Here is a 26,856-nt window from a genome sequence, read left to right on the forward strand (position 1 = left end):
TACCATATTCCACTGTAATGAAACATTTATCTATTTGTTTAACAGATAAATAAACAGTAGCTACTGTATTTGATATCTGGTGGAATGACTGCCTTGAAGAAAATGCGTTTTCCTGCTTCATGTTAATGAGGGTTGGAAATGCTAAGTGTACAAACCTGAATAAAGTCATTATTCATGAACTTAGTAAGAATAGAAACGGGCTGCATCTTCGAAGATGCAGCCCGTTCTTATATTGTCTTCTTATTAAAATCCTACCTGGAATCCTGCTTTGATACCAAATGTAGAAATATCAGGTCTGTCGAGATAATTTCCTCTCCAGTTGAAGTCTACTCTAAAGATCCTAAGGTTTCCGATTCCTATATTTTCAATTCCGAATCCATATTCAAAATAAATCTGCTCACTGGGTGCGGAATATTTAAATCCGTCTACATTGATCGCTTTAGACGCGTCACTTAAAGTTCCGTAAGCACTTCTGATAAAGGCAATCTCTCTGAGCTTCAGTTTTTTAATCAAAGGAATGAAAGAAAGTATCTTTCCATTAAAGTGATGTTCAAGATGAAGTGTTGAATACGTATCAGCAACAAATTCATAATAATTAAGCTGTGCAAATGTATTTTGTGCCAGACTGTAAGATTGGTTTCCCGGGATTACATTCTGAAGTCCTAACGGAACATTGTCGAAAGTCTTTCCAGCCTCGAAGCTGATCATGGTCTTACCCCAGCTTCCGAGCAATACGGGCTTGTAGAACATAAACTGAAGTCTGTTGTAATTGAAATCACCATTGAATAATCCTTCAATTCCTCTCGTGTATTTCAATATAATAGTAGGTGCCAATGTTCCATGTTCATAACGGTCTACTCCGGTCTGGGAGAATTTGGCTCCCGGTCTTGCAATTAAGCTAAGCGTAACGTGAGAATCATTAAGGGTTTTTCGCAAATCACCATTTCGGTAGTACATCAGGCTGAACTTCTCGGGATTGGCAGATTTGATGCTCTGCAGGGTTCCGTCTACTCTTACCTGGAAGTTTTTCCATGGCTCAATAGAGGCAAAAATATTAGTTTTGTTGATAGAACTCAAAGAAGCGTTCTCTCCTCTGGCAAAAAGGGTGGATGATGCAAAAGTTCTTGCCATGATTCCGTCATCAGTCGTAAGCTGTACCCCAAGTTGTTCGATGTCTCGCTTGGTTCCGGCGCCAATCATAAATCTGTTGACCCTGTTGAACATATAGCGAGCTTCCGCTCCGTATTTAACCTGTTGGTCTTTGAATCCGTATGCGGTATAAAACTGAACTCTCCAGGGATCATTTTGTCCGAAATACGTTCTGGCTCCCAGTCTTATCCTGTCTCCTTCAACCTCATTTTTACCATAAATTGAAAAAATAGGACCGATATCAATACCTTTAAAGGCGTTGTAATATCCTGATGCGAGTGTTTCGTAGATTTTAACAATACGGTTGAATTTTGGGGTCTGCTGAAGCCTGTCAAGCATCTCGTAAACTCCCTGCTCCGATTTTGATAATGAGTCCGGTCTTGCTTTTGCCCAATAAGCATCGTCTTTATCAACAAATTTATCATCGTATTCTTCTTCTCTGCGGGTAAATACTTTGTCATCAAGAGGCTTGTTGAATTCATACTGTGAATAATCAACGGACCGTTTTGCAATAATACTTTTTGAAGTTCTTTTTTTCGCAAAAGGGGTAAGCTCTATTTCTGTAATGAATTTTTTAGGAAGGAATGTATTTTCGTCAGGATTATCATATTCCAGCTCTGTGGAAATACTATTGATAAAGTTAACGTTGATTTTCTGGGTTGATTTTAAAGTGGCTCCCAGCACAGCATAGCTATCTGTATCTATATAAAGGTATCCCTGAAAAGCTAAAACGTCTTTCCTTTTGGGCTGATATCTGATCTTATAAGCATTCTCTCCGTGGATAGAGATCGTATCGGTTAAGTTATAATCATAGGTGCTGAATCCATTGGTGCCCACGGGGCTAGGAAATCCGATGTCAAAATAATTTAACGTGTTGTCGTAAATATTAATATCTCTGTAGAGGTTTTTTGCCGTAATGGTGATGACCTGATTATCCTGAAATCCTGATGTTTTTTGGGCAACAAGTAATCTTTTTGTCTTTTTCCCCGGTTTATTTTCCCCGAAATTTTCATACATGGACTCATTCAGGAATATAGGAAGTCCTATTTTTCCGCTCGCTGTAGAATCAGCATAATCAAAAATAAAGTCAAGTTTGTTAAAGATCTTTTTACTCATAAAAGCACTGTCCAGATTGTTGGCGTCAAACTGGATTTTTTCATACTCTTTATAGGTATAGGTGTCGAACTTTTCTAAGCCGTTATTTCGTTTTCTTTTCCATACTTCCTGCATAATGGCATAAGCAGGATTTTCCTTCTTGTTTTTATACTTAGGTTTTTCGTTATGGATGACAATCTCAGCAATGGTATTTTCTTTTTCCTGTGAAAGTTTTACGAAAATGTTTTCTGCTGTTTCAGGAGTAATGTTAACGGTTTCAGCGGAATAGTTCTTTTTCGAAAATTTTAGTTTATAAATAATGCTGTCAGACTGGACGCTGAAGTTTCCCACGGAAGTCTTCAGAAAGGGGGTTGTGCTGTCATTGATAAAGATATCTACACCGGAAATTTCTTTGTTGGTTTTTGCATCGGTGATTCTACCGTTTGCTGTGTTTTGGGCATACGTGAGACAGGATATAAAAAGCAGAAAAAAAAGGTTGTAATATTTGGAGTTGTTATTTAACATCATTTGGTTCTTCAGGCAATTAGCACAAACAAAAAGCGTGCTGTTAATTTAAAAAAGATCATTTTTTTTAACGTTTTCTGTGAAAAATCACAAAACTACAAATGTAACGAAAATAACAGGAAAAGATTGTGATAATAACTGGCTTGATGAAGGGAAATTTTGCCATTATAATTCGGTATGTGATTCACGAATATGTTTTTTCACTATTCACATCTTTTCCACAATTTATCAGCATAGGAAAATTGGATTATCAACACCCTTTAAATATGTTTTCGTCAGGTTATTCACATGATTTTAACAGATTAATAATGTGTTTTCCATGATATCTTAATACCTTCTTAATAGTTTTTCCACAGGTTATTAACAATAGTAATTTATTTAATTTCAATTGATTATTCAATTTAATGAGCTTTTTCCACATTAAATAATAGTTATTTGTGGATATCTGAAATGATAGGTAAAAAGAAGAAGAAGTTGACGTCTTTCGCTATTTTGTGGAAAATTATGGGATGTGGAAAAGTAAGTTGATCGGAATTTAAGTAAAATAGATTAATTAGATAATGAATACTTGCTGATATTGATGGTTCAAATATCTCCTATTATCTGAGGTCCGGATACAAAAAAAAGACCTACATTTCTGTAAGTCTTTTTGGCTCCTCCTGCTGGGCTCGAACCAGCGACCCTCTGATTAACAGTCGGTTTTATTGTGTTTTATTATAATTTGCTTAATCTTTATTATGCTTTATTTTCTTTGATTATCAATTGTTTACAAATATTTTTCTTGTACAGTATTTTATAATATTTTACTTTTGGAGGGCAAATGTTCGTGAAATGTTCGTGAAAAAATTTTTGTAAAACACGATAAACAGGAACATCTGAAAAAAATGTTCGTGAAAAACGATAAAAATTGACACAAAATGGTAAGTTACACCTTTACACTTGCTCCAAAAGCGAATAAAACAGGGGAGAGAAGTATCATAATTTCATTTATAAAAGACCGCAAAAACACAAGTCTTTCAATCGGGAAAACTTGCAAGGAGAAGGACTGGAGTTTTGACGCTTGTCGTCTGAAAACTTCGCATCCCAATCACGCTAACCTCAACAAATTTATTGAGCGCAGAATTAAGATCATTGACGAGATTATCGACGATTTCGATAAAAATGGAATCTACTTCACGCTTCCTGATCTTATCAATAAACTAAAGACGAGCAGCGGACAAAGCATTTCCTTAACCTATACGAGTTTCCACGAAGATTTGATTAGAAATCTTTTGGCATCGGATAAAACCGGAACAGCGAAAGTGGAAAAAGATACTCTGAATGCGCTGCAACGGTTCTTTGGCAAAAAAGACATTAGCTTTAATGAATTGGATTATTCTAACTTGAAAAAATTTGAAGCCTATTGCATTTCTCGTGGGAATAGGGAGTCCAGTATCGCGATTAGAATGCGGACTTTGCGTTCGGTTTTTAATCAAGCCATTAGAAACCAAGTAATTACGGAAAAACAATATCCTTTTAGGCATTATAAAATTTCAAAACTGAAGGAAAGTGGGAAAAAGGAGTATCTGAATGAAGAAGAAATAGAAAAACTCAAGAAATATGAGCCAAAAGACGAAAAACTTTCTTTTGCAAAAGATATGTTTTTGTTCAGTTATTATGCAAGAGGAATCAACTTTTTGGATTTGATTAAGTTGGAAAAAAAATTCTTGAATATTGATCGTATTAATTATATCCGCAGTAAAACAGGCGTTCCGGTGAGTTTTAAAATCAATGATTACGCTCGGAATATCATGGAAAAATACAAATCCGAAGACAGTTCAAAGTTCATTTTCAACATAATGAATACCGAAAAGCCAACGCAGATTTACCTAAAAAACAGATCCAAAAAAGTGCTGACCTATTATGTGAATATGCAGTTAAAAGAAATAATGAAAGAACTGCAAATCAAGAAGAATATCTCTTATTACTGCGCCCGTCACTCGTTTGCCACAGTTTTGAAGTTCAATAATATTTCAATTGAGACTATTCGCGAAGCACTTGGGCAAAAAGATATAAAATCTACACTGTCTTATTTAAACAGTCTTCCGGATAATAAATTGGATAAGATTATTGACGAGGTTTTGAAGTAAGAGTATTTGTTTAATATTTTAGCAAAACCTTTTCCCTTAAATCATTTCCCAATTGAGGCTGTTGATTTTATCTTTTAGTTTTTTAAGAGTTTCAATTATTTCAGAAAAAGTTGGTCTGTTTTCGCCATAAACCATTTCTTCTCGCATTTTGGCATAATCTTTTTCCCATAATTCAATGATATTTTCTGGTGGAATAGGGTTTATTGTGGCTGGCCTGTGCAGGCTATAGTCGATACCGGAGATATTGGCAAACTCCATTCTGTGCTTTACAATGGTTTCATAGAGTTCCTTATTCTGTAGGGCACTTTCTGCATATTCTGTTTTTGAAAGAGCATATAGATCGTACAAATGGCGGCTGAGCCGATCTACCCTTATTTTTTCAGCGGTTTTCTGAAACTCTTCATGCAGAAGGAAAATTTTTTCTAAAAAAGTCCTTTCCGGATTAACGGATGGTATTTCTTCGCTTTTCTCCGAAAAACTCTGCTCTGGATATTCATCATCAACCATCGCGGAAATTTTTTTCATCGTAAATGGCTCAATCAATGAACGGCACCCGACTTCTATTTGAACTCTCGGCTTCAGATATTCCGTAACTTCAATTATATTTGGATAAAAAATATTGATAATACGAGGATCCTGATCGGAATCCTGGGTTTCGGCCAACGAGAAAGTGACATTTTCCAAGCCTTTCTCTTTAAATTTTTCCTGTAATTCTAAATAAAAAACCTCGCTGATATATTGGCCGGAAGCCTTCCTTAATTTGGTTTTCTTGTTTTTAGTCAAACTTCCTTCGAAGCCAAGAAACTCTCTTTCGATGGCCAAATCAATGTCTTCGGAAAACCTTTCTATGAGGTTCCACGCCTTGCTCAGCGAGGTGCCACCTTTGAAAACCAAATGCTCGGCTACATCCAATTCAAAAACCGCTTTCAAAGTTTGCGATACCCACCAGTCTTTTTCCACGGCAAACGGTGTTATTCCTCTTTTTTCGGCAACTTGTGTAAAAGCAAGGACCCTCGTTTATTGGGGAAGGGCTAAAAATTTATTTGTCATTATTTTTATTTATGGCGTTCCGCATTATTATCCTAATCCATTCTGGCGCAAGGCGAATGTCGTGTTCCAAGCGGTATGGATTTTCCTTTTTAAGTTTTTCTATAACTAAATCCTTTTCCTGTTGAGTGACATTGTCCTTCCCGATTTCTTTCAAAGCTTGGATTACAAGTCCGCTTATTTCACCAATCGCAGCGAGGTTTTTCGGGCTTGTTTTTTTGAATTTTATTTTTCTTTTGCCGAGATCAACTGTTCGTGCAGAACCGTCTGTAAGATACACCAAATTGAGGGGAATCTGGGTGGAGAGTCCTAGTGCATTGAGCGCCAGAATTCCCGTTGGAATAATGCGCGCCTTGTCTCTTTTGCGAATTACCTCTGCAATCTGTTCGGCAGAAGGCTGAATATTTCCCAAAACTGGATCCGTTTGTAAAACAGCGTAAATCCCCTCGCAACACGGGAAATACCGCCGCTATTGACCAATCTTTCCAATGCTTTTGCAACTGCTCTGGCATTGCCGAAAGCAAGAAAGCCTTCCATAAAAAACAGCGTACCCCTCTTCGCTTTTTTTATTTTTACAAGTATTTTATCATCAATGCTTTGCATATGCAATTTACGGTTATTTTGTCGCAAATTTAGAAAATATTTGCGACGAAAAAGAAGATTCGCTTCTCAAATAATTAGAGAAATCGGACGAATAAAGATTGAAAATAGTCTTTCTAGAACCTGGAATAAAAAATAAATTATTAAAACACTTAATTAAACACAACCTCGGTTTTATAAAAGAAAGTCTTTGTTGTTTCGAAACCTTCTGCCCTTTTCATAAGATAATAATCCAATTTTTCGATGCTTGCGCTGGCTACTTTAATAATCTTCATAAAGTCAGAAAGTTCCATTATATTGAGATAACAGTTATATTGTGAAATTAATTTAAAAATTGAAATGTTAAAATCTTCCCATTCCCCAAATGAGGGTAATTCTGAAACTAAAATAATACATTGTGGTACTAACCCTTTGTTAATCTCAATTTTCAGATTTGATTTAGAGTCAAATACCGATATTTCATTTGATACACTTCTCAAAGCTCCGGCAAGTTGATTAACCGCCTTTAATATTTGCTTTTTAATATTATCCTGTTGTTTGGAAATGGATTTATCAAAAGCCTTTTGAGAAGATAAAACCTTGGATTCAATATAAAATGTTCCCAATTCATAATGGGCAAAAATATCGGTGAATTCCTTTTTTCTGCCTGAAGAATTAAAATAAGGATTGAGAAAAATAGTATTGATTTTAAATATAGACTCTAAGGGTACGAACACTTTTTTTTCAAGCTGATCTCCCTCTTTTTCCTCTAAATAATGAGTGGTAATATTTTGATCAGTAATAAAAGCAGATTGTATCGCAACTGCATTGGAAACATTTATTTCTATTCTCTGAAAATCTTGATAGTTTTTGGCGTCAAAATCCAATTTCATTTGATCTAAAACTTTCTTCCAATTATCATTGTTATATTCAGTATCAATGTTTTGCCATTGAATTTCAACGGTATTCTCACTTAGGGTAGGATTGCTTGATAAAACGGGAACCCCCAATTCATCATAAAAGTCCAATAAAATTGAATTCCCTCTTTTCAATATTAATTTAAGTGCATCTATTTCAAGCAGGAAATTACTGGATTGAGTTACAATCAAGGGATTATCAATATGGTCATAAATGAATAATCCAATAACAGGGTATGTTTTTTCTGAAACAAAATACTGCCCTACTAACATTTCTAATTTACATCCTTGGTTGATGGCTCTAATAATATGATTAGGCAACTTAATAATAAACTTCTCTAAACCATTGTCATAAAACCAGATTCCCACTTCTTCATCATTAAGGCGGGAAGAAATAAAATCATCCAATGTTTCATATTTATTATTAAAATCCAAAATCTATTAATCCAGTTTTTTTAAGTATTTGAATTTTACAAAACTTGCAACTATATCGACTTCTGGAAATAAAGTAGCTTGGTTGAAACCAAAGCTTTCCAGTTGTTGTAATATTTGAGTTTTAGACTTTTTATCGATAATAATTCGTTGATCTGAATCACTTCCTCTTTCAATCCATTTTTTGTTAAATTTAGCCATTGGCTTATATAACCCGAAAACAGTAAATAATGATGGACTAATACCAAAAATTAAGAATGCCCCATGTTGCTTGGCAATCCTTGGGTTGTCAAGTTTAGGTTTAACGGCATAAACAGAAGAAACATCTTTCGGATCGAGATTTATCTTCACGAATGTTATGTAGTAATTTTCCAAAATATGTTTGATTGCATACTTCAATTGAGTCCTGAAGTTCTTTGCGGAAGTGACTTTGCAACTTTTCAACAAAAAAATATCTAAAAATGTTAACTTCTGAATTTGTTACAAGAGGAAACCTTACTTTAAATAAATTTAGATAAGAATTAAAGACATGCTGAAATGGGTGCCCGTCATTTTCTTCGTAGCCCTCAATTATCTTCTCTTCATTGTCATTTAAAAAATTTAAAACTTTTGGGTGAATTTCATCAAAATGCTCATGTAGTTCCACAGGGAGTTTTTATTTAAACCAATAAAGCAATGTAAGTCATCATTTTACTGACAGTAAGCAAGTTAGATAATTTTATAAACGCATAAGGCATCGTATAAACCATTAAACAATCCCCGATTTAGTCCCTGATTTTAGAAGTAGGGACTAGAAATTGATACTTCAAATTTCTTCGTAATAAGTATTTTCCCCCTTCCTTTATTACATATCTGGCTGCGTACGAGCAAAATAAAGTGCAATCGGTCTTTATTTAACGTGTTGCACCCTATTAAACATTGCTCATCAACAGTATCTTAATAATTCAAAGTAATCCCTGCACCCCAGCTCATATCGCTGTCGTAGTGGGTTGAGATTCCGATATTTTTTGTGACGATATATTTAAGACCTGCCATATATTCTTTGTCGGTATTGACCATGAATGCCCCGCGCAAACGCGCAGTCAACGGAATGTCTTCACGTTTCAGCTGGAACCTTACAATTCCGTCTGTAAATATTTCTGCCTGCAGGTCCACCAACATCGGGAGTTTATACATGATACCAGCGCTGAAAGTTTTTCTTTCATCTTTAGTAGATGCCTGTCCAAAAAGGTTTTTTTCAATATTATTCCTGTCAATCTTTCTATAATGATAGTTAAATCCGATAAATGGTTTCAGCCACTGCATACGGTCCACATACCTGCCGAGTTGGGTTTCCACCTCGTAGCCGTGATGGGGATTGTAACCTAAACGCCATTCTGTTCCCAATTCCCAGCGGGCATTTGAAATTCTCGCCATCCCGTCGTTACCATTGGTGGCGAAATCGTTTTCGGCCATCAGGTGCCACATGTTACTTTCGCGCTGAAGCTTTTTATAAGTTGAAGCTTTATCCCGCAGCAAAGGATTCTGATAATCGCCCACTGCGAAAACGCGGTTCATCCCCGCCATCATGTGATAGAGGATGTGACAGTGAAAGAACCAGTCCCCATCCTGGTTGGCTGCAAATTCTATGACATCGGTCTCCATCGGCATAATGTCCAACACATTTTTGAGCGGTGCCCGAACACCGTTTTTATTTAGCACCCGGAAATCAAAACCGTGCAGGTGCATCGGGTGACGCATCATCGAATTGTTGAAGAGTGTTATGCGAAGTATCTCTCCTTTTTTTACCAATATTTTGTCGGACTCCGCAAGGACTTTATCATCCATACTCCACACATAGCGGCTCATGTTTCCCGTAAGGGTAAACTTGAGCTCGCGCACGGGACTGTCTTTCGGAAGCGAAGTGTCATAAGGCGACTTCATCATTCCGTAATTCAATGTGGTAATCCCGGAAGCAGGCATCTGGTGCTTTGAGTGATCCATTTCCGCATCACTGTTGTCCATTGTATTCATCGGCATTGCTGCATTGTTTTCAGCATTAATCTCAGGGTACATCACCTGATTCATATCCATCGTCTGATAACTCATCTTCATGCCCATATCTTTCATGTCACCGTTCATCTTCATCATGTCATTCATCATCCTCATTCCTTCAAAATATTTGAGTTTGGGTAATGGTGCCTGGGCTTTTTTAATTCCTTCGCCAATGTAAACGGAAGCCGATTTTGTGCGGTCTTCGGGCGTAACAAGGAGCTCGTAGGAGGTGTTTCTTTCAGGAATTTCCACTACGATATCCACTGTTTCAGAAACTGCCAGAATAAGACGGTCCACTTCTACCGGTTCAATGTCCAATCCATCACTGGCCACTACTTTAATTTTTCCTCCTGCATAATTGAGCCAAAAATAGGAGGAAGCACCGCCGTTGGCAATTTGAAGCCGCACTTTGTCACCGGCTTTGTATCCTGCGAGCTGGCTTTCTATTTTACCGTTAATCAGAAAGGCGTCATAATACACGTCACTCACGTCCATGGCCAGCATCCGCTTCCACTCGTTGGTGAGTTTTGTTTTAAAGTGGCCTTCTTTAATGGCTTCGGCATAACTTTGAGTACTGCCTTTTTTAATAGCAAACCAGTCATTGGCGTTGTGAAGCATCCGCTGAACATTATTGGGGTTCAGGTTTGTCCACTCGCTCAGGATAAGGTGCTCTGTGGGCAAATCATCAATCCCCGGCCGGAAAGTAGGATCTTCGGGACGTTTTTTCAGAATCATCATCCCATACATTCCAATCTGCTCCTGCAGGCCAGTATGTGAGTGATACCAGTGGGTTCCGTTTTGGATGATCGGAAACGAATACGTGTAGGTTGAATGTGGTGGAATGGGTTTCTGGGTAAGCCAGGGAACCCCATCTTCTTTATTTGGAAGATGAAGACCGTGCCAGTGCAGCGAAGTTTCTTCGTCCATTAAATTATGGACAATCACTTCCGCCGTATCGCCCTCATAAAACTCCAGTTTTGGCATCGGAATCTGCCCGTTTACGGCAATGGCGCGTTTCTGTTTGCCCGCGAAATTTACCAGGGTGTCTTTCACATAAAGATGGTAGGTCACTTTGCGTCCGCCTTTTAGGTGCTTTTCGGGCATGGGCATGACCATTTTGTGTTCACCATGTATCTGCATGTTTCCGTGTGCAGAATGATCTTCCTTCTTTCCTTTTTTGAGGCACCAGATTCATACCGCACTTGGGACACTTTCCGGGTTTGTCCGATATCACCTCGGGATGCATCGGGCAGGTGTACATCTTTTGCGCTTCTTCATGCTGATGCGCATCTGAAGTTTGATGTTCCGGGGTTTTGCCGGTAGACTGATGCCGGCCGCTTTCCTTCTGAGGGACCAGATTCATTCCGCATTTCGGACACTGTCCGGGTTTGTCTGAAACGACCTCGGGGTGCATCGGACATGTGTAACTTTTTTGCGCAGCTTCATGCTGATTATGATCTGAAGTTTGATGTTGTGGGGTCTTAACGGCGGCTGGATCTTTCGGTGTTTGTTTAGCCTTTGGCAGGATCGTTTTTTTAACTTCCGTTACCGTCTTTGTTTTTGCAGCGGTAATTTCAGGTTTCTTAGCCGTAGTTTTTTTAACTGCTGTAACTTTTTTAGGAGCAGCTGCGGATTTGGCCGCCGTTTTTTTCTCAGTAACGGTTTTCTTCACCAGTGTCATGCCGCAAATGGGGCAGTTACCGGGTGCTGATTTCACGACCTGTGGATGCATCGGGCAGGTGTACACGGTTTTGGTGCTCTGTGAATAACTGTTTATGGACATTGCCATAAATAGGAAGAGCGAAAATATATATTTCATCCTGTGATTATTTAATTTTTAACAAACTTGCATTAAGTGCGACCACGATGGTACTGACACTCATCAGCACTGCGCCCATGGCGGGACTCAGGACAAATGTAGGATACAGAACACCCGCAGCAAGTGGAATAGCCACGACGTTGTAGCCCACTGCCCATACGAGATTCTGGATCATCTTGCTGTAGGTTTTCTTTCCAAAATCTATCATTTTCACCACGTCTCGAGGGTCACTGTTGACCAGAATAATATCTGCGGTTTCGGCAGCAACATCAGTTCCGCTGCCAACTGCAATGCCTACATCTGCTGCTGCCAAAGCCGGTGCATCATTTACGCCGTCACCTGTCATCGCAACGATTTCCCCTTTATCCTGAAATTCTTTTACTTTTTCCTGTTTGTGGTGCGGAAGTACATTTGCCAAATATCCGTCCATTCCTAACTGCTTTGACACCGCCGCCGCTACCTTTTCGTTATCACCTGTAAGCAGGAATGATTTAATGTTCATGCTTCGAAGTTGGTCAATAGCTTCTTTTGCGCCTTCGCGAATGGTATCTGCTAAAGAAACAATACCCACGGGCACGTCATCAATCAGAATAAAGTTCACTGTTTCTGCATCCTGGTTGATTTCTTCCGGAATGGCAGGTACCTGTTTATTGTTTTGAACAAAATAATTAGGACCAGCCGCGACAACCGATTTACCGTTTACGATTCCTGTCACTCCAATTCCCTGCATGTAGCGGAAACTGTCTGACTTCCATAGCTCCAGTTTTTTCTCGGAAAGGGTCTGCATGATTCCTTTTGCAATATGATGTTCGGAGTTCTGCTGCACTGCCGCTGCATACTGGAGTAAATCGTTTTCCGAATAGTGCTCAGTTAGAGGAATGATTTTCTGCACGGTGTGGGAACCTTTCGTAAGGGTGCCGGTTTTATCGAAAATAATGGTCGATAATTTTCTCGTGGTTTCAAAAGCCGTTCGGTTTCTGATGAGTAAACCATTTGTCGCTGAAAGTGTAGTGGAAATGGCCACCACCAGAGGGATTGCCACTCCTAAAGCATGAGGGCAGGCTGTTACCATTACCGTTACCATCCGTTCCAGAGCAAAAGCCAAATCTCCCATGGTGATGTACCAGTAAGCGAAAGTTCCTACTCCCACCACAATTGCTACTATAGTAAGCCATTTGGCTACTTTATCCGCCAGATTCTGAGTGTTCGACTTTGCTGCCTGAGCATCTTGAACCAAATTAATGACCTTATTGAGGTACGAATCCTTCCCAACCCCTGTTGCTTTTATCTTTAAAGCCCCGTCTCCATTGATAGACCCTGCGATAACCTTTCCACCGGACTCTTTTCTTACAGGAACACTTTCTCCCGTCAGCATGCTTTCATTTAAGTAAGAAGTGCCCTCGACAATCAGACCGTCAGCGGCGACTTTTTCGCCCGGTCTTATGATTACAGTATCTCCGTTTTTCAGCTGTCCCAGTTTTATTTTAACCGGACTTCCGTTCTGCTCGACGGTTACGTCATTTGGTAGTAAGGCAACTAGAGATTGCAACGCTTTTGAAGCAGCCATCTGCGAACGCATCTCGAGCCAGTGCCCAAGAAGCATGATCACAATTAAGGTGGCAAGTTCCCAGAAGAAATCCATGCCCGGCAGCCCGAATACGACTGCAACGGAATAGACATAAGCTACGGTAATCGCCAAAGCAACGAGCGTCATCATCCCAATAGCTCCGGCTTTCACTTCGCCCAAAAACCCTTTGAAAAAAGGCATTCCACCGTAGAAATAAATAATACTTCCCAAAACCAGAAGTACATATTTATCACCGTTAAAAGCAATTGTGAAACCAAGCCACTGCTGAATCATATGAGAAAGCAGAAGGACCGGAACGGTAAGTGCCAAAGAGATCCAGAATCTCTTCAGGAAATCCGGAGTATGATGACCTGCATGTTTGTCAAATCCCGCCGCTGAACTATCAGATTCTGAGTGATGATCATGATTCTGATGATGATGGCTGTGTTCGTCTTTTTCAGGTCGGGCGGTTCCTCCCAAGGGAATTAAGTTCATTCCGCAAAGTGGACATTTCCCCGGTTCGTCCTTCAATATCTGGGGATGCATGGGACAGGTGTATTTTTTCATAATTCAATTTTTTTGCGTTAAATTCTGCTATTTGAGATTACTTCCGGGTTTGAAGTTCCTTAATTTTCGCCCTCATGACGGCAATTTCTTCCTCCTGTGCTTTGATAATTTCCTCGCCCAACTTTCTCACTTCCGGATCGACCAGATTACTTTCTTCGACCATAAGAATAGCCCCTGCATGGTGTGGAATCATGGACTTTAGAAACTGGACATCTCCCACGGCTGTCTGCTGCCGAATCCCGGACCAAAACAGCACCATCATCAGCACTCCGAGGCCCATAAGAATTTTATTGAGTTTTTTGTTGGGATACATCTTCCCCATTAACAGCAGTTCGATGATTAACATAGGAGAAGCCATCAGGCCTGCCATGTATAACTGGTTTATGTTTGGAATTACGTTAGCCAGCTTGTCCACCATCGCATACATTAGTATAAACATTGAAATAAAGGAAATCAGAAGCATCCAAAATAACTTTTTGTATGCAGAGGCATGGCTTTTTTGCGCGTGCTGTACAGACTCCTTGCCCGATTCCATTTCATGTTTGGAATGATTGCCTGTTGCTGAATCAGTATCCTTAAGCATGTTGTGATCATGTTCTGAATTTTTCATAATAATAATTTCTTATATGTTAACAATTTGGATGAATATTTTTTGTTCATAAATTATCTAAAATGAATTTCACTCTTTCTTCGGGAGGCAAAACCGGAACAAAAACGATAGTGAAACCGAGATTGGTATAGCTTTCTATTATCAACTGATGAATTAGTTTTTGATCGTCTTCATTTTCGGTTCTCGCATAGTCTTTGGTAAAAGGCAATCGGTCTAAAATAAAGATTTTTTTGTAGGAAACCCCGTTGACGGCATTAAGTAACTTTTCATCATAATCCAAGTTTAAAAATTGATAATAAGCCATTGCGTCCGGGATAGCCCTGTCCAAAAAAACCATATCCTCCTTATTGAGCGATCCTTCTTGGGCAATCTGCATATCTAACACGCCCAATTGAAATTTCTTCTTATTGCTTCTAATTTCTTTAACGGAATTTCCTTCATTATGCATGGTATCAATGTAATGCCTTGCGTGTTCTATTGTCGTATGGTAACCTTGCTTCTGAAGCAAATCAATGGTCGTTGTTTTTCCGGTACTGGGTCCGCCGGTAATCACATACCAGTTGGTCTCTTCTGAATGCTTGATTTTACTGTCCCTTATATGATTCATATCTCCAAATTATAATTCTTCAATATCATAAAGTTGCGGTATTTGGGAATCCCAGCCGTAGGTTTCTTTTATGCCCAGCTGCAGCGCTTCTGCGCCTTCCTTCTCCCCATGTACGATGAAAATTCTTTCCGGAATATTTGTTATTCCATTCATCCAGCCAAGGAGTTCATTGTGGTCTGCATGTGAAGACAGTCCTTCAATTTCCGCTATTTCCATATTGAAAGGAACCCATTTTCCATACACTTTTAGTTCTTTCTCACCATCCAATAGTTTTCTTCCACGGGTTCCTTCGGCCTGATAGCCGACAAAAAGCAGGGTATTATCAGGGTTTTGTGCCTGGGTTTCAAGATAGTTGAGCATTCTGCCACCGGTGAGCATCCCGCTGCCGGCGATAACAATTTTTGGTTTGTTGTCGGACCGCAACTCCATGGTTTCCTGATAGCTGCTGACCACCGTGAAATGATCGCACATTTCATCACATTCGTCGGTTGTTAACCGGTGCCAATCTCTGGTACGGTAAAACAGATCGAGTATGCTGGCTCCCATCGGACTGTCCATGATTATCGGTACTTTGGGTATTTTATTTTCGTTAAGCAACCTCCATAAAATAAGCATCATCAGTTGAGCACGTTCAACCGAAAAACTTGGGATAAACAGGCTGCCTCCACGGTTAATGGTGTCGTTGACTAATTTTTCAATCTCCGGAACCGCTTCCACTTCATCCGGATGAAACCTTCCTCCGTAGGTCGACTCTATGAAAAGAACATCCGCCTTTTCTGGTTTCAGGGGTGGAAACAACAATAAATCATTTGTGCGTCCAATATCCCCGGAAAAAACAAAACGTTTTTCATGTATCTCCAGCTCTATGAAAGTAGAACCCAAGATATGCCCATTGTACTGAAATCGGGCACTGATGCCCTCAAACAACGGAATCCACTGTGATGGTGGAACCTCCTTAAAATGGGAAATGGTTTTTGCTACATCCTTCACACCATACAGCGGTTCTGCCGGACTGTGTTTGGAGTAACCTTCTTTATTAGCTCGCGCCGCTTCCTGTTCCTGGATTTTGGCACTGTCATTCAGAATGATTGTGGCAATATCCAAAGTGGGATTTGTTCCGTAAACTGGTCCGTTAAAACCATATTTTATTAATCGTGGAAGGTATCCTGTGTGGTCGAAATGGCCATGAGTCAATAAAACGGCATCAATGGCTGAAACGTCCACAGGCGGATATTCCCAGTTTTTAAGCCGTAATTCCTTTAACCCTTGAAAAAGGCCGCAGTCTATTAAGAGTTGATGATCTCCTGTATCGATTAAATATTTGGAACCCGTTACTGTTCCTGCAGCTCCCAAAAAATGAATGGTAATTTTAGTGTTTTTCATTGGTCAGATTGTTTAATGTAAAGAGCATAATTCTTTTGCATCTTTTATAATGTTTTTATGGCGAGGTTTTGAAATACCGATTTGGTTTAAGACCTCCGGGTTTTCATAAATTTCTTTGCACAGGACTAAGCCGAGGTCTAACAATTTTGTTTTTTCGTTTTTTGTCAGGGTCGTTAATGCGGTTAATGGGTGCAAACCGGATTTGTCTATTCTCTCTTTTAAACCGTTCCCAAAAGGATAGTCCCAGCTTGCCATTAGTAAACCTGCACATTTCCCATATTGTGTGGCATCAGAAGTGAATCTTGTATTGGTGTACACACCTCCTTTAGATATTTTTCCTTCGTTACTTTTTTGTTTTTTCCACTGTTTTTCTACATCCAGAAATCTGGAATTGACATACAGAGGAATTTTTACATTGCAAAATCTCCCTTGGTCGCTGTGAAATTTACATTCAATAAAACAGTGCTGGTCGTCTTTGTCAGCGATGACATCTATTTCATGCGACACGCAATTTCCCTGAACAATGACCCCAACCTGGGTGGAAAAACCTTCATGAGCCATCAGTTTGCCCACTAATTTTTCAAAGGGAAAACCGGAGGGACCCAATTCAAAGAGTGCGGTTTTGAGTTTGTATTTTGAAGCACTTACGCGGGAATATTTTTTTAACAAATCAAAAGCAATTTTATAGATCTTTGAGGTGGTCATGCCCTCGTAAATCGTGGACTGAACCTCACCAACAATTTGCTGAATGACGTTTTCCCCAGCAGACGCGCGCCTAAGTGAATTAGTGAGTTTTTCGACATCAAATACGACAATATCTCCGGACTTTTTTACGATGCTAATGGGAATCTTCATTTTCTGATAGTTTGTTGAAACTTACTTTAGGCAACTGTTATTTTATTATCGAGATATACATTCTGTACCCTTTGTAGCAAGTTCACACCGTCTTTAAACGGGTGCTGAAATGCCTTCCGTCCCATAATCAGTCCAGTGCCGCCCGCTCTTTTGTTGATGACCGCTGTTGTAATGGCCTCAAGCAGATCTGACTCACCTTTTGAATCGCCACCGGAGTTAATTAATCCGATTTTGCCCATGTAACAGTTCGCTACCTGCAGCCTGCAGAGGTCAATCGGGTGGGGAGTTGTTAGTGCCTCATACATCGTGTCATCGTATTTACCGAACTTAATGTTTTTGAATCCAAAATTATTTGTCGGCAATTTTTGTTTAATAATATCAGCTTGAATTGTTACTCCGATATGATTGGCTTGTCCTGTCAAATCCGCAGCGGAGTGATAATCCTGATCTGCTGTTTTAAATGCCTCATTTCGAAGATAGCACCATAATATAGTCGCCATACCGAGCTGATGGGCGTGCTCAAACGCCTCGGAAATTTCTTTGATCTGTCTGTCGCTTTCTTCGGAACCAAAATAGATGGTTGCTCCTATGGCAAGGGCCCCCATATCCCAAGCGTTTTTAACTTTTCCAAATAGCGTTTGGTCATATTTATTTGGAAAACTCAGTAATTCATTGTGATTAATCTTTACAATGAAAGGGATTCTGTGCGCATATTTTCGGGCATTCAAGGCTAACCCGCCGAAGGTAGAAGCCACACCGTTACAGCCGGCTTCGAGTGCAAGTTTTAAAATGTTTTCAGGGTCGAAATAGTCGGGGTTTTTATAAAATGAGTATACAGCACTATGCTCAATACCCTGATCAACAGGAAGAATGCTCAGATAACCCGTGCCGCCAAGATTACCCTGACCGTAAAGTTGAGCGAGACTCCGCAGAACCTGCGGGTTTCTGTTGCTATCGCCAAAGACCTTTTCCAGACTGTATTTGCCTGGAGTCAGCAGTTCATCTTTTGTAATTTTTTGGCAAACGTGATCCAAATAGAAGGCGGCCTTCTTGCCTAATAAGTCTGCAATGTTATCGTTCATTTTCATTTTTTTTAAACTTTAATTTAATCCCTAAATTTCTATTTGTTTTAGAAATAGGCATTTGCGGAAGTGCGCGTCTTACAAATATTTGCAGGGTACAAAACCATTTTCCTTAACATTTCGTTTTATTAATTTGATAATTTACTTTTTGCTTACTCCTAATAAAAACTCTGTTTAACTCCAAGGCTTTCGTTGGTCTTAAGTATCGACTTTTCAGCGTCTGGTTCAATTCCGGTTAGGGCACGGATAGCGTCAATGGTTTCGGGGATTACGATAGCCTGATTATCGACTAGGTAAGCATAGAACACTTCATCTCCAACCACTTTCAGCATGTCTTGCCACAAGGCTACTTCATACATATCTCCATAAGGGCGGCCTATTGCAAGCATTAATTCCTTAACTGTATTATTAGCGGCTAACTCATCGCTGTATTTAATCATTGCAATTCTGGTAGATTTATTGAACGCATCCAAAACTTCTTCCTTATCGGCCTTTCTGGTCAACTGTACATTCCAGTAATGTAGATGGCTTAACGTTTCCGGTACTTTAACTGCTGATGTGATAACGTCAAAAGAGGGGTCAACGGATTGCGCATCCGGCCCCTGATGACTTGGTATTTCTTTTTCGGGAACTAGGGTATTCATAATCCCGGTCAAATGACTTTCCCATGGGTCGGTTGCACGACGAAGTAGAGTACCTCTTGCTTTTAAGAGCAAGCCTGCATTCTTCAGGGCGGTTAATGTTCTCACAATGGATGTAGTGTTGCAGGAAACTACTCTCGTAGCATCAAGGTTAAGTGCAGTGGCATAGTTGTTTTCGGCACTAAAGGAATGACCGGTTGTTTCATGCTTTTCACCTCCCTGTAAAATAAACTTTTTACCAAGTTTTTTATAAAGCTCTATATTTTGAGCAGCGATTTTCTTGGGTGTGCAATCCACAATAATATCTGATGATGCAAGCAGGTCGTTCAATGTGCCTGATGAATTTATTCCGGCTTCGTTCATCTTAATTTGAAAAGTATCATCGGAAGCAAACACAGGATATTTTTTTAATACCGCCATTTGAATGCGCCAGTCAGTTACCACATCGCATACACCTGCCAGTTCCATATCTTCTTGCAAATGCACTGCATCGGCAACCCGTTTGCCAATGACACCATATCCGTTTACGGCTACTTTAATCTTTTCCATAATAAATTTATTTAGCTTAATTTATATAAATTGATATTACTAGAACGTTCTTTGATATCTATTTCCTTTAATATCCTGTTTACGGCATACCGCCAGTTTCAAACCAATAGCTTATTCCATTAGGGCCTTTGCCAACCGGGATTGTGTGGATTACTTTTTGACTTGCCACATCAATCACAGAAACGGTATTATCTAAAGTATTTGTTACAAAAACTGATTTACCATCGTTGCTTACTACTACACCGTGAGCCTTCTTACCAACTTTAATGGTACTTATCACTTTTGCGTTTGGTATGTCTATTACATAAACCTCGTTTGAAACCGGTCTTCCGAGTAACTCTCCCTGGTCAGCCACATACAGTAACTTACTATCAGGGGTAGCATACAACTGAATTGGACCTTGAGCAGTAGCAGGTAATGGTATTCTGTTTAGTTGACCATTTTTAAGGTCATACTGTATCACCTCTTTTGTGTCGTATAAAGAGATGAAAATAAATTTATCATCACGGGTAACTGCCACCTGTGGAGCTATTCCGCCAAGAGGAATATCAGTTACTTTGCCATCAGCTACAGTAATGACAGACATGCTTTTTCCGTCCATATTGGCTACATACAATTTGCCTTTAGCGTAGCGCAAACCATGTGGTGCATGTTTTGCACCTAAATCAAACTTCCGTACCACCTGATAGGTCGTTGCATCTACTTGTATGACCTCATTCGTTGCACCTGCGGTTACAAATGCATTCTTTGATTGATCGTCTAAAACTACATGGGCCACGTGTAGATCTTTACCTAACAGCACACGCTCTTTTATTGTACCGCTGTTTGGGTCAATAACTATTAAGTAATTTGTTTTACTGCTGTCCATACCTGCTGCCGCCACCCAAACAGATTTTCCATTGGGGGCCACCTGAACATTATGGGCCATAAACATAGTTCCGGCGCTATCACTTAAGTCAATGCTTGTAGTTTTTAAGCTATCCTGAAGATCAATAACTGAAACACTGCCTCCGGCTTCATTGGCTACATAAACTTTAGCCCTTGGCAATGAAGATGGTTTATCAGTATTACTACTATTGGTATTGCTATTATCGTTATTGCCGCAACTGCTGACCATAACAAATAGCATGGTCAATATGACAACCAATGTCGGGGTAAAAAATTTTTTCATTAATAGATTTTAATTTGGTCGTTAGGATGTAGATAAAAAAAGAGTGGCAATCATTTAAATCACCACCCGTTTTAAATTACGCTGCCATTTTCCGGCATTCTTCGGCGCATTTTCTGCAAGCTTCTGCACATTCACGGCAATGATCCATTCCATGTTGTGCATGTTTTTCACATTCTGCAGCACATGCTTCACAGATGTCGGCACAAATACGGCAAATGTCTTTTGCTTTGTCGCTGCCGAGGCTCATTAACTGTGCTGATGCATAGCAGATCGCTGCGCATTCCATGTCTAACTGAATGCATCTCGCCATCATTTTTACATCTTCTTCCTCAGTGCATGATGAAGCACAGTGATTACATATTGCAGCACATTTTAAACATGCTTCAATACAACTTTGGTACGTGTGATAACCTGTCATAATTGTTGGTTTTTATGTTAATAAATAGGTTGGTTTTTTCAATAAATATGCAGTTCCTGCGCTGATCCTGTCGCAATCATAAGTGCGTTTGATCAGGCAAGCTATTGCTGGCTACTTTGATTTTTTTTAAAAAATTTATTTGCTTCTTTCACTTAGTTTTCAGCGGAGCATTTCTACCGTTATCGTTCACATCGTACTAACATTATACTTGCCCGCGCAGTTCATACTTTTCAACAGCAACAGGAGCCACCAGACTTTTTTAAATTCTCATCTACGGAAGCGCCGGCAATACTATAACCTACTTTCGCCAAGGCTTGCGTTAACTGCGCGGTATTAATCGATTTCTCTGCTTCAATAACTGCGCGTGGTGGATGCAGACTCGCTTTTACATTCTGTACGCCATCAATTTCTTTCAACGCTTTTTCGACATTTTTAACGCAGCCTTCGCAGGACATTCCTGTTATTTCAATTTGTTGTTTCATTTTGTTTGATTTTATTCTTTTATATATTGTTACTTTCCGACTATCCGTTTTACAATACGTTCTGTGAGCCTTACTTGGTCAAACTCGTGTTGCAATAAAATAGTTTTTTGAAAGCGAGCTGGTTGTAATTACTACTGTAAAAGTACAAGTTTCTTAAACGGATGTTCTGCATAATTTTCGTTAGTTTCTATATAATTTCGCTTTGAAAAAAAGGCCAAGTAACATCAAAACTATACCTGAAGTTTATCGAGAGTTGCGCAAAAGTCCCTGTGATTGCCGTTTCTATTTCGCAACTATTTCCTATTTATAATTTCATACGCCTAAGTTCTAAGGTTAACTAATTTCATCATAGGGTCTTCGATTGGCTAGTTCAGCATTTTTATACTCAGTCATGCTCTCTCCGGTAATCTCTTTAAACTGTCTAGATAGGTGGTTGACGCTGCTGTAATCCAGGAGATGCCCTATTTCTGAAAAGGTGTACTGCCTGAGTTGAATAAGTTGTTTTACTTTCTCAATTTTTAATTTAATAAAATATTTTTCGAGCGTTGTATTTTCAAGGTGTGAGAACAACTTGCTCAGTGACTTATATTCGTGGTTGAACTCCGTGCTTAAAATTTGAGATAGGTTTACCGTGGAATCGAGAGGGGGCTCTTCTATTTTACAAAGCAAAAAATGTTTAATTTTTTCGACGAGCACTTCCTCTGGACTATGGATTATTTCAAATTTATTGGTATGGAGAACACTTTCAATTTTCGCCATGATTTCAGTATGATTACCAGCCATCTCGTCGATTACCAATACCCCGAGTTCAATTGATGAAACCTTAATTCCCAGTTGTTCAAGCTCTTGCCTAAGCACTTTGAGACATCGGCTGCAAACCATATTTTTAATATTTAATTTCATCACGTTGTTTTTAATTTTTGTTGATTCTACAGCACAGTCTTTTCCGATCCTTTTTTATTCTAAACGACCATTTCTGATACTCTAAAGACCACAGGCGAGCGTCATTTCTTATGTTCTGCGTTACTTACTATATTCGTTGTCACGAAAAAAATCTAACAGTTCTTTTTTTTCATCCGCTGATAATCTGGCGTTTCCGTGCATCATGCGGTATGATTTTAAAGGCATTTCGTCTTTCTCAATCTGGCTGATGATGCTTTTTATTTTTGCTTTTTTACGTCTTTTTGAATAGTTATTGAACTCATCAAAATTGAGTTCTTCTTTGCCTTTTTTAATATGCCGGGCCATGAACCACGCGCCCGGCTGTAATACCGAATACCAGGGATAACGGGTATTATTTGAATGACAGTCATAGCAGGAAACTTTAAGGATTGCAGCCACGTTGGCGGGCACCTTTTCGGTTTTTTCAAAACTTTGACCTGGCGGAACGGTGGAGACATTACGCTCCACCGGTATGACCTGAATGACTAAAACAATAGCCACCACTAGCACCGCCAGCCAGCCTATCATATTCAATTTTCTCATATTACATTGTGCTCATATCGTGACCCGCCATGGGATCAACCCCTTTCTTGAAAATGTATTCACTGTTCAGTAGGTATGCTCCGGACACCACTACTTCGTCTCCCGCCTTAATTCCTGATGTGATTTCTATTCTGTCTTCATATTCGAGACCCGTTTCCACCATTCTGTTGACGAAGGTGTTCTTCGCGGTTTTCACCCACACCGTGGAAGATTTGCCATCCCTGATTACCGCATCCACAGGCATTGAAAGACCATCACGGGATTTATTTTCCACCAGAACATATACCGGCATGCCGGGTTTCAGCAGATTTCCTTTGTTGGGCACGGAAATGCGAACCAGATTTATCCTGCTGGAGGCGCTTATTTCAGGGTTTGTAAAATCAACCTTCCCATTAATCTTCAAATTATCCAGATCGGGAATATATACGGTGACCTTGCTGTCTTTCTGAAGGAGAGCCATTTGGGAAGAATACACCTGCGCCTCTGCCCAAAGCGATGAAAGATCTGCCAGATTCACGATGGTGCCACCTTCGGCAAGATAATCGCCTTCGGCAATGCTCAGATCGGTGATGTAACCGGCCGCATTGCTGAACACGGTAGTAGTAGGTGTGGCTTTTCCTGATCTTTCCAGCTGTTTGATCTGGCCTTCGGACATTCCCCATAAATAAAGCTTGTTGCGGGAACTTTGGAGCAACTGATCAAAATCAATGGAAGTATTACCGACGAACAGCTTGCGTCTTTCTAATGCCAGCAAATATTCCTGCTTTGCATTATTGAGTTCTTCACTGTAAATATCGACCAACGGCGCCCCCTTCGGAACAAAATCGCCAATGTTTTTATAATACAACCGTTCAACTCTACCCATTACTCTGGAACTTACTGCCTGCATTTGGTACTGATTAAAATTGAGTGTTCCGGTCAGGGTAAGTTTGTCGGCCATAGACCCATCAGATAGCGCGACTGTTTTGATATTCCCAAGTTTAACCTGCTCGTCATTCAAAACAATTTCGTTAGGATCCGCATTCTTTTTCTTCTCCACAGGCACCAAATCCATGTGACAAATGGGGCATTTTCCGGGTTTATCGGAGACTACCTGCGGGTGCATGGAACAGGTGTAGTAGATATCGTGGCCGGCATGCGGATCTTCCTCCTTTTTACAGGAGTAAAGAAAAACCAGCAAGGCAAGCATTAAAATATTAAATTTCATCTTATCAATTTTTATCTGTTAATTTTTATGAAACTTTCGCTGTCCATCAGGTACTGTGCATTTTCGGCAACTCCATCTTCAGGAAGCAAACCACTGACGATCTGAATTTTATCGCCTACCACCGCGCCGGTAACAACCTTGTGGGCAATAAAACCGCCTTCAACTTTTTTGAACGCAATTTTATCAATCCCCAAAGAAACCACCGCTGATTTCGGCAGCCAATCTGCCATTCTGTTGTGGCTCATAATCTCCGCTTTAACCTGACTTCCGACAGGAATTTTTGCGGTGGAATTATCAAAATAGACGCGCGCCGTTACGGTTTTGCTGCCCTGCCTGAAAAAGGGTTCAATAAAACCGATGATTCCTTTGAAGCGATTTTCAGGATTGGCTTCAGGGATGATCATGACTGACTGTCCTTTGCTGACCAGTGCAATGTCTTCAGAGAAAATATTGATCAGGGCCCAGGTTCTGTTGGGATTGTAGACACTGAAAATATTCTGTCCTTTCTGGAGATACATTCCCTCTTTTAGGGGTAGTTCAGCGGTGACCGCGTTATTTGAAGCCATTGCGGGTGCAGATTGTGGTGATGACCCCATGCTTCCGGCCGATCCTGCCTGCTGAATGTGTCCGCTGTAATTGCTGAAAACCGGAACTGTGAGATCAGGTTTCCCTCGCTGGATGACTTTCTGTATCTGTGAAGCCGGCATTCCCAAAAGAAGGAGTTTCTGGCGTGAAGCATCGATCATTGTTTTGTTTGAGCGGTCATTTTTAATAACGAAGAGCAGGTTTTGCTGTGCGGTTAAAAGTTCCGGGCTGTATATATCTAAAATACGCTGCCCTTTCGACACTTTCTGGTATTTATACCGCACATAGAGTTTCTCGATACGGCCCGCAACGCGTGAGGAAATACTGCCAATCTGTCGAGTATCGTATTCTACCGTCCCTAAAGCATCAACGGTGGTGGGAATATTTTCCTTTTTTAATTTTATTACGGGCTGTTCCGACACTACAAATTCATTGGTTGGTTTCAGCAGATCGTCGAGTTTAATCCCCTCTTCCTTTTTTTCAGGGGCATCTTTCAGGACCAAATCCATCCCACATTTGGGGCATTTTCCGGGTTTGTCTGAGATCACTTCAGGATGCATCGGACAGGTATAGGTGTGCATTGCCGCCTCTGCCGTGTGCTTATCTTCCCAGAACTTAACTTTGTCACACGCCGTCAAACCAAATAAAAGCATAGTGAATATTATAATTTTTCTCATCTTCTTTCAATTAAGCGGTCAATTTCAGTTTGCGTCTGCAGTGCTTTGGTCAGGATCTCGAAATATTCCAATTGGGCCATATTCAGCTGTTCCCAGGCATCGTACAACATGAAGAGTTCTTCCGTATTCTGCTCGTAGCCTAACTGCATGGATTTGTAGTTCTTTTTTAAGGCCGGAATAATGGTGTCTTCATAGAGTTTGAGCTGATTTTTATTCAGGTCCAGTTCATTGCGCATTCCGTAGGCCATTCCACTGTATTCGTTCACCATCATTTCTTTCTGTGCCTGCAAGGCCTCTTCTTTCAGTTTGAGACTTTCAATATTGGCTTTATTCATGCCTGAAGCCCAGGAAACAAACGGCAGCTTTGCCATCAGCATGAGTGAAAACTGCATGGGCTGGCCGCCAAAACCAAACATGTTTTCGAACTTTACGCCAAATTCCGGCTTTAGATTCTGCTTTTCCAAATCCTGTTTGAGTTTGGCAATATTGATTTCCCGGTCGATGCCGCGGAGATCACTTCTGTTCTGATAAAATAGATCCTGACCAAAAGTCATGAGAGAATAATCATTCAGGTTGTATTCCGGTTCAATCTCCAGTGGCGCGAGCGGGTCTCTTCCCATGAGGGCATTCAACCGGATCCGGTTGACGCGGAGGTCATTCTCGTACATGAGCTGCATGTTTGTGGTGCTTCCGAGGGCGGCTTTGGCTTTGTAATATGCAGATATTTTGGAAAGCCCGTTTTTGTACCGGATTTCGGCGTTTCTAATCATAAAGTCCAGCATCTTTTCGTTTTCCTTTACGACCTTCAGCTTTTTATCCAAGACGATTGAACTGTAATACAGTTTTTTCGCATCCTGAAAGTTTTCATTGAGGGCGGCAAAAAGTTTTTCCTTTTCCACAGAGGACATTGCCTTCATCAGATTTTCGTTGGCGTTGAGTTTCTTTCTGTTAGGAAACATCTGTTCCACCGAAACTGCTACTGAGCCCATGCCGAGCATATCGCCGTCGCGCTGCCAGAGTTTTGCATTATAGGGCGTCATGAAGAAACCTGCTCCTACGGTTGGAGGCATCCAGCTTCTTGCTCCTTTTGCGGCAGCATCCATTGACCGGATTTCGGCATTGTACATTTTTACCACCGGATGGTTGGCTGCGATACTGTCCATTACAGCGGGCAGGGACATTTGCTGAGCATCAATGGTAGTGTAAAGGAAGGCCAGTACTGCTGTTATTATTAATTTTTTCAT

General features: G+C 40.2%; 22 protein-coding genes and 1 pseudogene. 1 reads left to right on the forward strand and 22 read right to left on the reverse strand.

Annotation, left to right across the window (positions count from 1 at the left end):
• Positions 1 to 243: 243 nt before the first annotated feature.
• Positions 244 to 2,772, reverse strand: a complete 2,529-nt coding sequence (locus EG346_RS07145; RefSeq protein WP_228423599.1) for a DUF5686 family protein — start codon at positions 2,770 to 2,772, stop codon at positions 244 to 246.
• Between the two features lie 914 nt (positions 2,773 to 3,686).
• Between EG346_RS07145 and EG346_RS07150 the strand changes: the two genes are divergently transcribed.
• Positions 3,687 to 4,898, forward strand: coding sequence for a site-specific integrase (locus tag EG346_RS07150; RefSeq protein ID WP_059344206.1), 1,212 nt, complete (start codon positions 3,687 to 3,689; stop codon positions 4,896 to 4,898).
• 36 nt (positions 4,899 to 4,934) lie between these two features.
• Here EG346_RS07150 and EG346_RS07155 read toward each other — a convergent pair whose 3' ends face one another.
• The 21 genes and pseudogenes from EG346_RS07155 to EG346_RS07255 all read right to left on the reverse strand — a co-directional run bounded on the left by EG346_RS07155 (position 4,935) and on the right by EG346_RS07255 (position 26,856).
• Positions 4,935 to 5,858, reverse strand: a complete 924-nt coding sequence (locus tag EG346_RS07155) for a nucleotidyl transferase AbiEii/AbiGii toxin family protein (protein ID WP_228426689.1) — start codon at positions 5,856 to 5,858, stop codon at positions 4,935 to 4,937.
• Positions 5,859 to 5,937: 79 nt separating this feature from the next.
• Positions 5,938 to 6,548: pseudogene (locus EG346_RS07160) on the reverse strand (DUF6088 family protein).
• Between the two features lie 149 nt (positions 6,549 to 6,697).
• Positions 6,698 to 7,876 carry a hypothetical protein gene (locus tag EG346_RS07165; RefSeq protein WP_123868029.1) on the reverse strand — a complete coding sequence of 393 codons (1,179 nt, stop codon included), beginning with the start codon at positions 7,874 to 7,876 and terminating at the stop codon, positions 6,698 to 6,700.
• Positions 7,877 to 7,882: 6 nt separating this feature from the next.
• Positions 7,883 to 8,224, reverse strand: a complete 342-nt coding sequence (locus EG346_RS07170) for a hypothetical protein (protein ID WP_123854600.1) — start codon at positions 8,222 to 8,224, stop codon at positions 7,883 to 7,885.
• Between the two features lie 585 nt (positions 8,225 to 8,809).
• Positions 8,810 to 11,011: a multicopper oxidase family protein gene (locus EG346_RS07175; RefSeq protein WP_228426691.1), complete on the reverse strand. Its 2,202-nt coding sequence runs from the start codon at positions 11,009 to 11,011 to the stop codon at positions 8,810 to 8,812.
• 19 nt (positions 11,012 to 11,030) lie between these two features.
• Positions 11,031 to 11,726 carry a heavy metal-binding domain-containing protein gene (locus tag EG346_RS07180; RefSeq protein ID WP_123868028.1) on the reverse strand — a complete coding sequence of 232 codons (696 nt, stop codon included), beginning with the start codon at positions 11,724 to 11,726 and terminating at the stop codon, positions 11,031 to 11,033.
• Between the two features lie 7 nt (positions 11,727 to 11,733).
• On the reverse strand, positions 11,734 to 13,860 hold the full coding sequence (locus EG346_RS07185) for a heavy metal translocating P-type ATPase (RefSeq protein ID WP_059344210.1): 2,127 nt from the start codon (positions 13,858 to 13,860) through the stop codon (positions 11,734 to 11,736).
• Between the two features lie 37 nt (positions 13,861 to 13,897).
• Positions 13,898 to 14,470: a DUF305 domain-containing protein gene (locus tag EG346_RS07190; RefSeq protein WP_223200381.1), complete on the reverse strand. Its 573-nt coding sequence runs from the start codon at positions 14,468 to 14,470 to the stop codon at positions 13,898 to 13,900.
• 46 nt (positions 14,471 to 14,516) lie between these two features.
• On the reverse strand, positions 14,517 to 15,077 hold the full coding sequence (locus EG346_RS07195) for an AAA family ATPase (protein WP_059344211.1): 561 nt from the start codon (positions 15,075 to 15,077) through the stop codon (positions 14,517 to 14,519).
• 9 nt (positions 15,078 to 15,086) lie between these two features.
• Positions 15,087 to 16,460 (reverse strand): MBL fold metallo-hydrolase RNA specificity domain-containing protein, encoded by a 1,374-nt coding sequence (locus tag EG346_RS07200; protein ID WP_059344212.1) that lies wholly within the window; start codon positions 16,458 to 16,460, stop codon positions 15,087 to 15,089.
• A gap of 12 nt (positions 16,461 to 16,472) precedes the next feature.
• Positions 16,473 to 17,315, reverse strand: a complete 843-nt coding sequence (locus EG346_RS07205; RefSeq protein WP_059344213.1) for an ATP cone domain-containing protein — start codon at positions 17,313 to 17,315, stop codon at positions 16,473 to 16,475.
• Positions 17,316 to 17,341: 26 nt separating this feature from the next.
• Complete coding sequence (locus EG346_RS07210; protein WP_123877717.1) at positions 17,342 to 18,403, reverse strand: class I fructose-bisphosphate aldolase; 1,062 nt, start codon at positions 18,401 to 18,403, stop codon at positions 17,342 to 17,344.
• A gap of 152 nt (positions 18,404 to 18,555) precedes the next feature.
• Positions 18,556 to 19,587 carry a type II glyceraldehyde-3-phosphate dehydrogenase gene (locus EG346_RS07215; RefSeq protein ID WP_123877719.1) on the reverse strand — a complete coding sequence of 344 codons (1,032 nt, stop codon included), beginning with the start codon at positions 19,585 to 19,587 and terminating at the stop codon, positions 18,556 to 18,558.
• A 79-nt stretch (positions 19,588 to 19,666) separates the two neighbouring features.
• Complete coding sequence (locus EG346_RS07220; protein ID WP_123877721.1) at positions 19,667 to 20,758, reverse strand: YVTN family beta-propeller repeat protein; 1,092 nt, start codon at positions 20,756 to 20,758, stop codon at positions 19,667 to 19,669.
• 76 nt (positions 20,759 to 20,834) lie between these two features.
• A complete protein-coding gene (locus EG346_RS25420) occupies positions 20,835 to 21,176 on the reverse strand; it encodes a four-helix bundle copper-binding protein (protein WP_059344218.1) in 342 nt (113 codons plus the stop codon).
• Between the two features lie 230 nt (positions 21,177 to 21,406).
• Entirely contained in the window at positions 21,407 to 21,658 is a 252-nt protein-coding gene (locus tag EG346_RS07230) for a heavy-metal-associated domain-containing protein (protein WP_059344219.1), read from the reverse strand.
• 333 nt (positions 21,659 to 21,991) lie between these two features.
• Positions 21,992 to 22,561, reverse strand: a complete 570-nt coding sequence (locus EG346_RS07235) for a helix-turn-helix domain-containing protein (RefSeq protein ID WP_123877723.1) — start codon at positions 22,559 to 22,561, stop codon at positions 21,992 to 21,994.
• A 120-nt stretch (positions 22,562 to 22,681) separates the two neighbouring features.
• The gene (locus EG346_RS07240) at positions 22,682 to 23,143 is read right to left on the reverse strand and encodes a heme-binding domain-containing protein (protein WP_031502512.1); all 462 of its coding nucleotides are present in this window, start codon (positions 23,141 to 23,143) and stop codon (positions 22,682 to 22,684) included.
• 1 nt (position 23,144) lies between these two features.
• Positions 23,145 to 24,350, reverse strand: a complete 1,206-nt coding sequence (locus EG346_RS07245) for an efflux RND transporter periplasmic adaptor subunit (protein ID WP_059344221.1) — start codon at positions 24,348 to 24,350, stop codon at positions 23,145 to 23,147.
• A gap of 11 nt (positions 24,351 to 24,361) precedes the next feature.
• Positions 24,362 to 25,612, reverse strand: a complete 1,251-nt coding sequence (locus EG346_RS07250; protein ID WP_228429377.1) for a heavy metal-binding domain-containing protein — start codon at positions 25,610 to 25,612, stop codon at positions 24,362 to 24,364.
• Positions 25,609 to 26,856, reverse strand: coding sequence for a TolC family protein (locus EG346_RS07255; protein WP_059344222.1), 1,248 nt, complete (start codon positions 26,854 to 26,856; stop codon positions 25,609 to 25,611). The genes EG346_RS07250 and EG346_RS07255 overlap by 4 nt, the downstream gene beginning before the upstream one ends.

The organism is Chryseobacterium carnipullorum (genome assembly GCF_003815695.1).
Taxonomy (GTDB): Bacteria; Bacteroidota; Bacteroidia; order Flavobacteriales; family Weeksellaceae; genus Chryseobacterium; species Chryseobacterium carnipullorum.

Bases quoted from the DNA above. Each gene is read 5' to 3' on its own strand.
- EG346_RS07145 (WP_228423599.1), bottom strand. From the start codon at position 2,772: ATGATGTTAAATAACAACTCCAAATATTACAACCTTTTTTTTCTGCTT.
- EG346_RS07150 (WP_059344206.1), top strand. From the start codon at position 3,687: ATGGTAAGTTACACCTTTACACTTGCTCCAAAAGCGAATAAAACAGGG.
- EG346_RS07175 (WP_228426691.1), bottom strand. From the start codon at position 11,011: ATGCCCGAAAAGCACCTAAAAGGCGGACGCAAAGTGACCTACCATCTT.
- EG346_RS07180 (WP_123868028.1), bottom strand. From the start codon at position 11,726: ATGAAATATATATTTTCGCTCTTCCTATTTATGGCAATGTCCATAAAC.
- EG346_RS07185 (WP_059344210.1), bottom strand. From the start codon at position 13,860: ATGAAAAAATACACCTGTCCCATGCATCCCCAGATATTGAAGGACGAA.
- EG346_RS07190 (WP_223200381.1), bottom strand. From the start codon at position 14,470: ATGAAAAATTCAGAACATGATCACAACATGCTTAAGGATACTGATTCA.
- EG346_RS07195 (WP_059344211.1), bottom strand. From the start codon at position 15,077: ATGAATCATATAAGGGACAGTAAAATCAAGCATTCAGAAGAGACCAAC.
- EG346_RS07200 (WP_059344212.1), bottom strand. From the start codon at position 16,460: ATGAAAAACACTAAAATTACCATTCATTTTTTGGGAGCTGCAGGAACA.
- EG346_RS07205 (WP_059344213.1), bottom strand. From the start codon at position 17,315: ATGAAGATTCCCATTAGCATCGTAAAAAAGTCCGGAGATATTGTCGTA.
- EG346_RS07210 (WP_123877717.1), bottom strand. From the start codon at position 18,403: ATGAAAATGAACGATAACATTGCAGACTTATTAGGCAAGAAGGCCGCC.
- EG346_RS07215 (WP_123877719.1), bottom strand. From the start codon at position 19,587: ATGGAAAAGATTAAAGTAGCCGTAAACGGATATGGTGTCATTGGCAAA.
- EG346_RS07220 (WP_123877721.1), bottom strand. From the start codon at position 20,758: ATGAAAAAATTTTTTACCCCGACATTGGTTGTCATATTGACCATGCTA.
- EG346_RS25420 (WP_059344218.1), bottom strand. From the start codon at position 21,176: ATGACAGGTTATCACACGTACCAAAGTTGTATTGAAGCATGTTTAAAA.
- EG346_RS07230 (WP_059344219.1), bottom strand. From the start codon at position 21,658: ATGAAACAACAAATTGAAATAACAGGAATGTCCTGCGAAGGCTGCGTT.
- EG346_RS07235 (WP_123877723.1), bottom strand. From the start codon at position 22,561: ATGAAATTAAATATTAAAAATATGGTTTGCAGCCGATGTCTCAAAGTG.
- EG346_RS07240 (WP_031502512.1), bottom strand. From the start codon at position 23,143: ATGAGAAAATTGAATATGATAGGCTGGCTGGCGGTGCTAGTGGTGGCT.
- EG346_RS07245 (WP_059344221.1), bottom strand. From the start codon at position 24,350: ATGAAATTTAATATTTTAATGCTTGCCTTGCTGGTTTTTCTTTACTCC.
- EG346_RS07250 (WP_228429377.1), bottom strand. From the start codon at position 25,612: ATGAGAAAAATTATAATATTCACTATGCTTTTATTTGGTTTGACGGCG.
- EG346_RS07255 (WP_059344222.1), bottom strand. From the start codon at position 26,856: ATGAAAAAATTAATAATAACAGCAGTACTGGCCTTCCTTTACACTACC.